At 52.1% G+C, this 11,645-nt stretch carries 9 protein-coding genes, 1 tRNA gene and 1 pseudogene; 8 read left to right on the top strand and 3 right to left on the bottom strand.

All coding sequences use genetic code 11. From position 1 onward, the window contains the following. Nucleotides 1-35: 35 nt before the first annotated feature. The 5 genes from QUW60_RS11880 to QUW60_RS11860 all read left to right on the top strand — a co-directional run bounded on the left by QUW60_RS11880 (nucleotide 36) and on the right by QUW60_RS11860 (nucleotide 7,044). Entirely contained in the window at nucleotides 36-242 is a 207-nt protein-coding gene (locus QUW60_RS11880) for a Sec-independent protein translocase subunit TatA/TatB (RefSeq protein WP_258337870.1), read from the top strand. A gap of 97 nt (nucleotides 243-339) precedes the next feature. After that, nucleotides 340-412 (top strand) — tRNA-Thr (locus QUW60_RS11875). A gap of 411 nt (nucleotides 413-823) precedes the next feature. Further along, a complete protein-coding gene (gene carA, locus QUW60_RS11870; protein ID WP_258337869.1) occupies nucleotides 824-1,969 on the top strand; it encodes a glutamine-hydrolyzing carbamoyl-phosphate synthase small subunit in 1,146 nt (381 codons plus the stop codon). Nucleotides 1,970-2,000: 31 nt separating this feature from the next. Beyond that, entirely contained in the window at nucleotides 2,001-5,228 is a 3,228-nt protein-coding gene (gene carB / locus QUW60_RS11865) for a carbamoyl-phosphate synthase (glutamine-hydrolyzing) large subunit (protein WP_289560723.1), read from the top strand. Nucleotides 5,229-5,385: 157 nt separating this feature from the next. Then, a complete protein-coding gene (locus QUW60_RS11860; RefSeq protein ID WP_289560721.1) occupies nucleotides 5,386-7,044 on the top strand; it encodes a S41 family peptidase in 1,659 nt (552 codons plus the stop codon). A gap of 33 nt (nucleotides 7,045-7,077) precedes the next feature. Here the strand turns inward: QUW60_RS11860 and QUW60_RS11855 are convergent, their stop codons facing one another. Together QUW60_RS11855 and QUW60_RS11850 are read right to left on the bottom strand one after the other, a co-directional pair. Continuing rightward, nucleotides 7,078-7,746 (bottom strand): hypothetical protein, encoded by a 669-nt coding sequence (locus QUW60_RS11855; protein ID WP_258338313.1) that lies wholly within the window; start codon nucleotides 7,744-7,746, stop codon nucleotides 7,078-7,080. Next, entirely contained in the window at nucleotides 7,727-8,548 is an 822-nt protein-coding gene (locus QUW60_RS11850; protein WP_434736867.1) for a metallophosphoesterase family protein, read from the bottom strand. Before QUW60_RS11850 ends, QUW60_RS11855 begins: the two co-directional genes overlap by 20 nt. 346 nt (nucleotides 8,549-8,894) lie before the next feature. Between QUW60_RS11850 and fldA the strand changes: the two genes are divergently transcribed. After that, nucleotides 8,895-9,404 carry a flavodoxin FldA gene (gene fldA / locus QUW60_RS11845; RefSeq protein WP_258338314.1) on the top strand — a complete coding sequence of 170 codons (510 nt, stop codon included), beginning with the start codon at nucleotides 8,895-8,897 and terminating at the stop codon, nucleotides 9,402-9,404. 15 nt (nucleotides 9,405-9,419) lie between these two features. Continuing rightward, on the top strand, nucleotides 9,420-9,791 hold the full coding sequence (locus QUW60_RS11840; protein WP_258338315.1) for a DUF2023 family protein: 372 nt from the start codon (nucleotides 9,420-9,422) through the stop codon (nucleotides 9,789-9,791). A 139-nt stretch (nucleotides 9,792-9,930) separates the two neighbouring features. Here the strand turns inward: QUW60_RS11840 and QUW60_RS11835 are convergent, their stop codons facing one another. After that, nucleotides 9,931-10,755: a pyridoxamine kinase gene (locus QUW60_RS11835; protein ID WP_375337979.1), complete on the bottom strand. Its 825-nt coding sequence runs from the start codon at nucleotides 10,753-10,755 to the stop codon at nucleotides 9,931-9,933. A 631-nt stretch (nucleotides 10,756-11,386) separates the two neighbouring features. Here QUW60_RS11835 and QUW60_RS11830 point away from each other — a divergent pair. Then, nucleotides 11,387-11,645: pseudogene (locus tag QUW60_RS11830) on the top strand (hypothetical protein); the annotation flags it as partial.

The following is an 11,645-nucleotide window of genomic DNA, read 5'->3' as shown; positions in this document are numbered from 1 at the left end:
ATAGCTTTGCATCCGGATTTATAAAATTTACGGATATGTTTGGATTGGGAATGCCTGAGATTATAATTATTGTCGTGCTGATTCTGCTTCTCTTCGGCGGACGCAAGATTCCTGAACTGATGCGAGGAGTAGGAAAGGGAGTGCGCAGCTTCAAGGAAGGGCTGAACGAAGTGGAAAAAAGCGTGAACATTGACGAGCCTGCTCCCGAAAAGGAACAGAAGGAGAAGAAAAGCGAGTCGTGAGAGGCAAATAAAAAAAGATTGTTGAAAAAAACAGGCAAATAGTTTTTGCATTTCCGAAAAAGTTGTATCTTTGCACACGTTTTCGGAAGGGAACAATGCCGAAATAACTCAGTTGGTAGAGTAACTCATTCGTAATGAGTAAGTCGCGGGTTCGAGTCCCGCTTTCGGCTCACTTTGATGTTTGTTGCAAGTGCTTGTATGCAGGGCGCTTGCAATTTTCTTTTTAGGCCGTATCACTCGCCTGGCGGATGAAAAGAACATGCGTTCCGTCCCTTTCTGGAAATATTTTGCAATTTATTTTGCAAAACAGCGCATTCTTTTGGCGGAAAATCCGTATATTTGCACTCCGAATTATGAATCAAACAAAGAAGCGACTCATGAATGACGGACTTATGTACAGTGCAGCAGCTATTCATACATTCGGGATTCCGCTCGGCTGGCGGACACCGGAAGAGCCTTTCTTTTTTCTCGGCACAATTTGTTTTATTTCTTCATATTCCCGGAATTGCTTTTCGGCAAGTCCGGGTTTTTTTTGGAGTGACGCTAAAAACAACAACTATAACGATACAGATAGATAAGGAATGAGAAACGTGACGTTAATCCTTGACGACGGGAGCCGCTTTCACGGCAAGTCGTTCGGTTATGAGAAGCCGGTAGCGGGCGAAGTGGTGTTCAATACGGCGATGACCGGTTATCCGGAGAGTCTGACCGACCCTTCGTATGCGGGGCAGCTGATGACGCTGACCTATCCGCTGGTAGGCAACTACGGGGTGCCTCCGTTCACTTTCGAGGCGAACGGTCTGCCCACTTTTATGGAGAGTGAGAGGATTCATGCGGAAGCTATCATCGTGAGCGATTACAGTGAAATGTACAGTCATTGGAATGCGGTGGAGAGTCTTGCCGAATGGTTGAAGCGTGAACAGATTCCCGGAATTACAGGCATCGACACGAGGGAACTGACGAAGGTGCTGCGCGAACATGGGGTGATGATGGGTAAAATCGTGTTTGACGATGAACCGGAAAATGTGCCCGAAGCGCAGTATGCGGGCGTGAATTATGTGGACAAGGTATCGTGTGACGAGATAGTTGTTTACAAAGGAAATGAATGCTGCAAGCTGCCGGCAGATATGCCGAAAGGGGAAATCAATTCCCGGCTGGCTTCGTTCAATGCGGAAGGCAGCAAGCGCGTGCTTCTGGTTGACTGCGGAGTGAAGGCGAATATCATCCGCTGCCTCCTCAAGCGAGGCGTTGAAGTGATCCGTGTGCCCTGGGACTACGACTTTAACGGAATCGAGTTCGACGGACTTTTCATTTCCAACGGACCCGGTGATCCGGACACATGCGACGCTGCCGTGCAGAACATCCGCAAGGCGATGGAAAACGAGAAGCTTCCCATCTTCGGCATCTGTATGGGAAACCAGCTGCTCTCGAAGGCGGGAGGGGCGAAAATATACAAACTGAAATATGGCCATCGCAGCCACAACCAGCCGGTCCGCATGGTGGGCACGGAACGCTGCTTCATCACTTCGCAGAACCACGGATATGCGGTGGACAACAATACGCTTGGCGCTGACTGGGAACCGCTTTTCATCAACATGAACGACGGGTCGAACGAAGGAATCCGCCACAAGCGCAATCCCTGGTTCTCCGCGCAGTTCCATCCGGAAGCCGCCAGCGGACCTACAGACACGGAATTCCTCTTTGACGAGTTCGTGAAGCTGATCTAACAATAACCAACCATTAACTGAAAGAACATCAATGAAAGAAAATATAAAGAAAGTTTTGCTGCTGGGGTCAGGCGCATTGAAAATCGGTGAAGCGGGCGAATTTGACTATTCCGGTTCGCAGGCGCTTAAGGCACTGAAAGAAGAGGGCATCGAAACGGTGCTCATCAATCCGAACATCGCTACGGTGCAGACATCCGAAGGGGTGGCCGACAAAATCTACTTCCTTCCCGTCACTCCGTATTTTGTGGAAAAAGTCATCAGCAAGGAGCGGCCCGACGGCGTACTGCTCTCGTTCGGAGGGCAGACGGCACTGAACTGCGGCGTGGCTCTCTATCAGGAAGGCGTGTTCGAGAAATACGGTGTGCAGGTGCTGGGCACTCCCGTGCAGGCCATTATGGACACGGAAGACCGTGAACTGTTCGTGAAGAAGCTCGACGAGATCAACGTGAAGACCATCAAGAGTGAGGCGTGCGAGAACATTGAGCAGGCGCGCAAGGCTGCCAGCGACCTGGGCTATCCGGTTATCATCCGTGCGGCATATGCGCTGGGCGGTCTTGGATCGGGATTCTGCGACAACGAGGAAGAGCTGAACGTGCTGGCCGAGAAAGCCTTCTCGTTCTCTCCGCAGGTGCTCGTGGAAAAGAGTCTGAAAGGATGGAAGGAAGTGGAGTATGAAGTGGTGCGCGACCGTTTCGACAACTGCATCACGGTCTGCAACATGGAGAACTTCGACCCGCTGGGTATCCATACGGGAGAGTCTATTGTCATTGCGCCGAGCCAGACGCTGACCAACAGTGAATATCACAAGCTCCGTGAACTGGCTATCCGCATCATCCGCCACATCGGTATCGTGGGAGAGTGCAACGTGCAGTATGCGTTCGATCCCGAATCGGAAGATTACCGTGTGATCGAGGTGAATGCGCGTCTGAGCCGTTCTTCGGCGCTGGCATCGAAGGCTACGGGTTATCCGCTGGCATTCGTGGCTGCCAAGCTGGGACTGGGCTACGGACTGTTCGACCTGAAGAACTCGGTGACCAAAACCACTTCGGCTTTCTTTGAGCCGGCACTCGACTATGTGGTGTGCAAGATTCCGCGCTGGGACTTGGGCAAGTTCCATGGCGTAGACCGTGAGCTGGGCTCCAGCATGAAGTCGGTGGGTGAGGTGATGGCAATCGGACGTACGTTCGAAGAGGCTATTCAGAAAGGACTCCGCATGATCGGCCAGGGCATGCACGGTTTCGTGGAGAACAAGGAACTGGTTATCGCCGACATCGACAAGGCTTTGCGCGAGCCGACCGACAAGCGTATCTTCGTCATCTCGAAGGCAATGCGCGCCGGATATACCGTCGACCAGATTCACGAGCTTACCAAAATCGACAAGTGGTTCCTCTACAAGCTCGAAAACATCATGCAGACCTCCAGGGAACTGCACGAGTGGGGAAACAACCATATACAGCTTTCCGAGCTTCCGAAAGAGCTGCTCTACAAGGCAAAGCGTCAGGGATTCTCTGACTTCCAGGTGGCCCGCGCCATCGGCTATCAGGGAGATATGGAAGACGGCATCCTTGCCGTGCGCGCTTACCGCAAGCAGACTGGCGTTCTTCCGGTGGTGAAGCAGATCGATACGCTGGCTGCCGAGTATCCGGCGCAGACCAACTACCTGTACCTCACTTACAGCGGCGTGGCAAACGATGTGCATTATCTGGGCGATCACAAGAGCATCGTGGTGCTCGGATCGGGAGCTTACCGTATCGGTTCGTCGGTGGAATTCGACTGGTGCGGCGTGCAGGCTCTCAACACAATCCGCAAGGAAGGCTACCGTTCGGTGATGATCAACTACAATCCCGAAACAGTATCTACCGACTATGACATGTGCGACCGCCTTTATTTCGACGAACTGACCTTTGAGCGTGTGATGGACATCCTTGACCTGGAGAACCCGCACGGTGTCATCGTGTCGACCGGCGGACAGATTCCGAACAATCTGGCCATGCGTCTTGACGCGCAGCAGGTGAACATTCTCGGAACGTCGGCCAAGAGCATCGACAATGCCGAAGACCGCGACAAGTTCTCGGCCATGCTCGACCGTATCGGAGTGGACCAGCCGGAATGGAGTGCGCTGACTTCGATGGACGACATCAACGCCTTCATCAAGAAGGTCGGATTCCCGGTGCTGGTGCGCCCGTCGTATGTGCTTTCGGGAGCTGCCATGAATGTCTGCTCCAACCAGGACGAGCTGGAGCGTTTCCTGCAGCTTGCGGCCAACGTGTCGAAGAAGCATCCGGTGGTGGTAAGCCAGTTCATCGAACATGCCAAGGAAGTGGAGATGGATGCAGTGGCTCAGAACGGTGAAATCATTGTCTATGCCATATCCGAGCATATCGAATTTGCGGGCGTGCATTCGGGCGATGCGACGATCCAGTTCCCGCCGCAGAAGCTGTATGTGGAAACGGTGCGCCGCATCAAGCGCATTTCACGCCAGATTGCCAAGGAGCTGAACATCTCCGGGCCGTTCAACATCCAGTTCCTTGCCCGCGACAACGACATCAAGGTAATCGAATGCAACCTCCGTGCTTCACGCTCGTTCCCGTTCGTGAGCAAGGTGCTCAAGATAAACTTCATCGAGCTTGCCACCAAGGTGATGCTCGGACTGCCGGTTGAGAAACCTGAGAAGAATCTGTTCGAGCTTGACTATGTGGGCATCAAGGCCAGCCAGTTCTCGTTCAACCGTCTGCAGAAGGCCGACCCTGTGCTGGGTGTCGACATGGCTTCTACCGGCGAAGTGGGCTGTCTGGGCGATGATACCTCATGCGCTATTCTGAAGGCGATGCTTTCTGTGGGCTACCGTATTCCCGCGAAGAATATCCTGCTTTCTACGGGCAGCACAAAGCAGAAAGTCGACATGCTTCAGGCGTCGCGCGCATTGAAGGCAAAGGGATATAACCTGTATGCAACGGGCGGAACTTCGAAGTTCCTTTCCGAGAACGGTATCGAGAACACGCGTGTGTACTGGCCGAGTGAGGAAGGACATCCCCAGGCCCTTGAAATGCTTCACAACAAGGAGATTGACATGGTGGTGAACATTCCGCGCGACTTGTCGGTGGGCGAGCTTACCAACGGCTACAAGATCCGCCGTGCGGCTATCGACCTGAATATTCCGCTGATTACGAATGCCCGTCTGGCGAGCGCGTTCATCAATGCCTTCTGCTCGATGAGCATTGACGACATTGCCATCAAGAGCTGGGACGAATATAAATAACGCGAGTCAGATATATAAATCAAAACATGGAATGCTGCCCGTCTTTGACGAAACGTACGTCAATGGCGGGCAGCTTTTCTATGCAAAATTCCGTGCGAAATTGTTGCCATACGGATTTTTTTTAATAGATTTGCTTTCCGTAATATTTAATATACTTATGAAAAACTTGAAAAAAACATTGTTGGTCTGCGGATTGCTTTCTGCGGCTGTAGGGGTTTCTGCACAGGACGAGGCAAAGACATTGCCGGTGCTTCGTGAGGGAAAGGAAGATATTCATGTATGGGTGGACGGTCGGCTTCAGCCCGGAGTGTGGCTGGCGGATCCCCGTACGCGTCCGGATGTCTATCCGACATCGGGGAGGAGGGTGAAGTTCGCCAACGAGCGTGACTCTGTTGTTTTTGATGTAGAAAAGGACGGAGCATATGACTTTGTTGTGCTGACCGCTGAGGGGGACTCCGCGTTCACGCGCGTTCAGTGGGAGTCGGCGAACCCTTTGGAGGAGCCTTCTGCCGAGATGTTGAGGAGAGGGGCTGACGGGAAACTCTCGAAGGCGCAGGCAAGGTTCGATGTGGATGCGCTGGTCTATACGTTGGGTGAAATCCATCCTGACCTGTTTTCCGCATGTCGTCAGGAAGATTTCTTCCGTGCTGTGAACAAGGTGAAGGATGAGATGCCTGACTCGGTCACTGCACTGGAACTTTTCCGCCGTGCAGCTCCGCTGGTTACGCTGGTAGGCGACGGGCATACGATGCTCCGTTTTCCCTATAATGACATATTCACTGAAACTTATCTCCGCCTGCCGCTTTTTGTCAAGGTGTCCACTTCGGAACCCCGCATTTTTGTGGACCGCTGCATCGACGGACTGATACCGGCGGGGGCGGAAGTGCTTTCAATAAACGGTCGGAGTGCGGCGGAGATGCTGGAGGCCATGATGCCTTATGCGAGCGGCGAGCGTGAGTTTTTCCGCCTTTCGCGTCTGGGTTATGATTTCGCAGCCTTGTTCGAAATGCTCTATGCTGCCGGGCAATACGATGTGGCTTACCGTTTGGAGGAAGGAACAGACACGCTTCACTCCACATTGCGTCCGGCCGTCTTTGCAGAAATGAAGGCACGGATGCCGGACAAGAAGAAGGAGGAACGTAAGGCGTCCGACTATTCTTTCCGGATACTGAAAGATAAGGACGTGGCTGTCATGGATTTCCGCTCGTTCAATAATCCCCGGCGGATGGCGGCTTTCGCCGACTCCATGTTTTCCGTGCTCGGCAAGGAACATATAGGCAATCTTATTATTGACATACGCGGCAACGGAGGGGGAAACTCCGCGGTCGGTGACGTGCTGCTGCGCTATATCTCGCACAAGCCTTTCCGGCAGATGGGAAAAGGATTGGCACGGATCACTCCCGCAACCTTGCGCCTGACGGATTATCCGGGGCTGAAACCGGGATGGACTTTCTTCGATGGAGAAGGAGAGGACGGGAGCGGTCTTATTCTTCCGCTTGCGGAGAAACGCTATAAGGGCAAGGTGTATCTGCTCACCAGTCACATGACGTTCTCTTCGGCCAGCTCGTTCGCATGGGCGTTCAAGCATTTCGGAATGGGAACCGTGATCGGTGAGGAAACGGGTGGAATGAGCGTGTCTTTCGGAGATGTCCTCCTGTACAGGCTGCCTGTTTCCCGGCTGGCATGCACCATTTCCTGGAAACGCTTCTGGCTGTACGGGGCGGACGAAAACGACATTCACGGCACATTGCCCGACTATGCTGTTCCGCAGGAGAAAGCTCTCGGCAAAGCATTTGAGCTGATTGCCGATGAATGACGGGCGGCGGAACTTTTTCCGGCAAGATTTTTTTCAGTCCCTGAACAGATGCACCTTTATGCCGAACGAGAAGCGGAGGATGTCTTTCATGCGGAGCGTGCGGTTGGTTGCCTTGCTGACCAGATACAGTTCGCAGGTGCTCACTTCGTAATAGGCGGAGATGTTCCGCAGCAGGTTGTGCGAAGGGTTGAACCCGAACCGCTGCCCGATAAAGATGTACGGGCGCAGCTTGGTGCTGAAGTTGTAGTATTTGTTTGGATATTTTCCCGGCTCTCTTTTCCAGAACTCGTCGCCCGTGATGGTGGTCACGTACAGCCCGCAATAAAACGGTTCGAGTGTCCAGCGGGGATCGAAACTGATGCTCCACGGGATGTAGTTCTGCTTTACCGTAAAAGTGAGCCTTGTTTTTTCGCCCGCATATTTCTTCGGAAGGAATCCCCAGAGAAAGTCGGTTTCCCACTGGCATCGCTTGCCGTAGTCCCATCCGGCTCCGATGGCGAACATGCCCATTCCTCCGGCATACTGGAGCGAAGCCTGGGTGGGCTTCAGGCGTTCCCAGCGTTTGTATTTCAGGTGGACGCGCTTGTCCCACCGCCGGGTCTGAACGGCCGGGGCGGGAATGGTATCTCCGGCACATACATGTACCGCAGGAGAAAGGAAAGCCGGCAGGATGCACAATATTTTAATAGGAAACCACTTCATAGGTATAATCGTTTTCGTTGATGGTAAACAGCAGGTATGAGCGTTTGTTCGCTGAGGCGCATTCGTAGTACATTACGCCGTCTTCAAACAGCTCATCTGCGCTGACATTGTGTCCGTGTCCGTAGACGCAGAACTGCAGTGAAGGGAAGGATGTTATCGTCTGTTCGAAGAAATAGGCCACGTTGTTGTTGAACTGCTCGGAGAAAGGGCCGGCGTGCATGGCTGCCACTGTCTTCTCTATTCCTTCCGGGAGGCTCTGCCGGTCGTTTCTGATATACTGGAAGTCGGGTATGGCCGTGTCGTAGCCGAATTCAAGGGCATTGGTGTTGAGGCACAGGAAGTGTACATTCCCGGCGTTGAACGAGAAGTTGTTTTCTCCGAAAATCCGGTTGAACACCTCTTCGCCCGTGGCAAGGCAGTCGTGGTTTCCCAGAATGCATACATAAGGCACGCTGAGCCGGTTGAGTATGTCGCGCTGCTTCTCAAACTCCAGTTTGAGTCCGAAGTCGGACAAGTCGCCGGTATGCACCACAAAATCAAGGTCTTTCTGTCCGTTGAGCGACTCTACCGCCTCTTCCGTTTCGTCATACCATCTCTGCGTGTCGCTGATGACGGCAAACGTGATGCGCTTCCGGCCTTCCAGCTCCGCTTCGATGCGCTGCATGTTCTTTGCGTTGATGCCCGTTTCTCCGTCAATGTCGAGGTCGTAGGGATGGTATTCGATCATGTCGCATCCTCCCGACGGAAACGTCAGGCAGCAGCACAAAAGCGCAGGCAAGATGTGAGTTCTGCAATTGTTCATAAATAAAGGTTTGGGCGAATGTCTGCCGCACATTGTTTTCCGAAGCCTTGAAATAGTCTGTCTTCAGCCTGGAGCCAACCATCTTTAAGTTGGAGATAAAGATTTTCCCCCGATTCCGGCTGTTTTCTTCTTGCTTTTTGGAGTCCGTCAGGCTGCATACACCCGCAAATGTTTATTTGTGTTGCAAATTTGAAGATAAAAAACAAAATTCAAAACATCAGAAAGACGCTAAAAGTGTTCCGTATGATTGTTTGGCGCAGAACGGAGAAAAAAATCCCAATTTTTAGGTATTTCATATCTCGCCGCCATGCGCTTATTTTGTCGTGTCAAATCAAAAACGAGAAAAATGAAAAAGACTGGTATTTTTTATGGTTCCACAACCGGAACGACAGAGTCGGTGGCCCGGTTGATTGCCGGAAAGCTGGGTATCTCGCCGGCTGATCTGCATGATGTGAGCAAAATGACCGCTGACAAGGTGGCTTCGTACGATGCGCTGATACTGGGCACTTCGACTTGGGGCGACGGCGAGCTTCAGGATGACTGGTACGACGGCATCAAGGTGCTGAAGGGTGCCGATCTGAAGGGAAAGACAATTGCCCTCTTCGGGTGCGGCGACTCTGAGTCGTATGCCGATACGTTCTGCGACGGCATGGGCGTGCTCTACGAGGATCTGAAGGACAGCGGATGCGTCTTTATCGGCGCGGTGCCCGAGTCGGACTATACCTACAGCGCGTCTGTCGCCGTGGCCGACGGGAAGTTTGTGGGGCTGGCCATCGACGAGATGAACGAAAGCGACAAGACGGAAGCCCGTGTGGAGTCGTGGACCGAGATGCTGAAAGCTGATTTAACCGTATAAAGACATAGCCTGCTTATGATTGCTCCCGATATCAATCCGATAGAACTCAAGGTGTTCTTGAACCATATTTATGAGCTGAAGAAAGGTGTGCGCCAGATGGTGCTTTATACCACGAACAAGAAATACGAAGCCTTTGCCGTGAAGCGGCTGAAGAGCCAGCGCATCCGTTTTGTGATTCAGGAGGTGGACAGCGAACGCATCAACCTGTTTTTCGGGAAGGCGGAGTGCATTGAGGCAATCCGTGTGATGGTGAAACGTCCGCTCAACGAGCTGACGCCTGAGGAGGATTTTATTCTGGGAGCGATGCTCGGATACGATATCTGCGCGCAGTGCAAGCGGTATTGCGACCGCAAGTCGCGCAAGAACTGCGTGATGAAAAACAACTGAGGAACTGTTTCGAATCTCTACATTTTTTCTGTTCGTTCATTGTTCTCGGACAACGGACAAACGTTTTTAATCAGGTTCTCTTTTTCTGCGGAGGCATGGCGGGCTTTCCTCCCGCTGTGCCTCCCGCTTTTGCACTTGTCTATTCCAGCAGTTCGTAGCTGCTCACCTGGATAGGCATGTCAAGGTTGTGCAGCACCTTTTCGAGCATGATTCCCTCCAGGTTGTTGTATTCGTAGCCGAAGGTGGCGCGTATGCCCTGCAGAATGAACTGGGTGGCGCGGTCGAGCGCGATGGGCAGACTGTCGCCCTGCATCAGCGATCCGGTGATGACGCTGGTAAACGTGTCGCCCGTGCCGGGATAGTGCGCGGGCAGGTAAGGGCAGGTAACCTTCCAGTAGCGGTTCCCGAACCGGTTGTATGCATAGACCGAGGTGGAGTGGGGGTCGTCCTTGACCGGCACGCTGGTTACGATGACGATGCTCGGTCCCTTGTCAGACAGAGCCTTGAGCGCAGCCTTCAGTTCCGCGTCGGTCATGCACTCCTGATAAGGCATGTCGAGCAGGCGGAACAGCTCCGTCATGTTCGGCGTGATGATGTCTGCCAGGCAGATCAGCTTCTTCATTTCGGTAACCATGTCTTCGGTGATCCCCTTGTAAAGGCTTCCGTTGTCCCCCATGACAGGGTCTACGACAACGAGGTCGGTAGGCCGCCGGAATCTTCTGATAAAGTCCTCCACAATCTGAGCCTGTTTCGGCGATCCGAGGTATCCCGAATAGAAAGCGTCGAAGCGCATGTCCAGTTCCTCCCATTTTTCGATGATCCGCTTCATTTCGTCGGTAAGGTCGAGGAACGAGTAGACAGGATATTGGGTGTGGTTTGAAAGGATGGCGGTGGGCAGGGGACACACCTGCAGTCCCATGGACGAAAGAATGGGTATCACAGCCATCAGCGATACCCGTCCCATTCCGGAAAGGTCGTGTACGGCCACCACTCTTTTTCCGTGGTTGTGGAAGAGCCGTTCGCAGGGAGTGCTGTCCGGCTGCGTGCGTGCGGCAGTCTTCTTCCGCTTGTATTTGTTCTCTTTTTCCCAGGCAGCCTTGCGCGCCTCGTATGCCTCGTATTGCTTTTCGATATAGTTGTCGGCCATGATGGTATATATTTGTAACAGTTTTTGCAAAGGACGTTACTTTTGGCGAATTGGGCAAACTTTTCGTCGTAAATCTGTATGGGGAATATGCCTCCTTGAAACCAAGAGCGGCAGAAGTATGGTTATAGGGTACTGATACAGTTCCTGCCGGTCAGTGTCCGATTGTGCTTTGTGCGAAAAGTATTGATAAAAATGTTGTAGCAGTTTTGATAATTTAACGGATGGCTGGTCTTATTTCTGGTTGTTGATTTGTAAATTTACAATGCAAAATCGGGCATCCGATAAGGGAATTACATTACCTTGGCAATTCGATATGTGATAAATGAGTTTATCCGATGTATTGAAAGTAATGGGACGGCTCTTTCCCTTAAAGACATAATTATTGCTGTATCCCGTCTGCAGAATTTTGATTACCGACAATCAAATTCAACATTAAACAGTAATAATTATGAAAAAGTATTGTAAAATTCCGTTTCTGGTACTGTTGGCCGTGTTGACAGTTCCGTGTTTCTTTTCTTGTAGTGACGACACTGAAGATGTCGTTGTCAATATGAATCCTCCCCAGTACGAATCTGTCAGCGGGAAATATGAAATCACAGACAGTTCTTCTCCGTATGCAAGCATTGAGCTTGGGGCAAGCGGTGACTATGTCGTCATCAAACGCAGCAGCGGCTATGCTGTTTCTTCATTGCAAAAAGGAAATCTTT

This window comes from Bacteroides gallinaceum (assembly GCF_030373775.1).
Classification (GTDB): Bacteria; Bacteroidota; Bacteroidia; order Bacteroidales; family Bacteroidaceae; genus Phocaeicola; species Phocaeicola excrementipullorum.
The sequence above is the reverse complement of the archived record's forward strand: the minus strand, read 5'-3'. Positions and strand labels throughout refer to the sequence as shown.

Excerpts from the sequence above, each read along its gene's own strand:
- QUW60_RS11850 (WP_434736867.1), bottom strand. The coding sequence starts at position 8,548 with ATGAACAATTGCAGAACTCACATCTTGCCTGCGCTTTTGTGCTGCTGC.
- QUW60_RS11855 (WP_258338313.1), bottom strand. The coding sequence starts at position 7,746 with ATGAAGTGGTTTCCTATTAAAATATTGTGCATCCTGCCGGCTTTCCTT.
- QUW60_RS11840 (WP_258338315.1), top strand. The coding sequence starts at position 9,420 with ATGATTGCTCCCGATATCAATCCGATAGAACTCAAGGTGTTCTTGAAC.
- fldA (WP_258338314.1), top strand. The coding sequence starts at position 8,895 with ATGAAAAAGACTGGTATTTTTTATGGTTCCACAACCGGAACGACAGAG.
- carA (WP_258337869.1), top strand. The coding sequence starts at position 824 with ATGAGAAACGTGACGTTAATCCTTGACGACGGGAGCCGCTTTCACGGC.
- carB (WP_289560723.1), top strand. The coding sequence starts at position 2,001 with ATGAAAGAAAATATAAAGAAAGTTTTGCTGCTGGGGTCAGGCGCATTG.
- QUW60_RS11860 (WP_289560721.1), top strand. The coding sequence starts at position 5,386 with ATGAAAAACTTGAAAAAAACATTGTTGGTCTGCGGATTGCTTTCTGCG.
- QUW60_RS11880 (WP_258337870.1), top strand. The coding sequence starts at position 36 with ATGTTTGGATTGGGAATGCCTGAGATTATAATTATTGTCGTGCTGATT.
- QUW60_RS11835 (WP_375337979.1), bottom strand. The coding sequence starts at position 10,755 with ATGGGACGGGTATCGCTGATGGCTGTGATACCCATTCTTTCGTCCATG.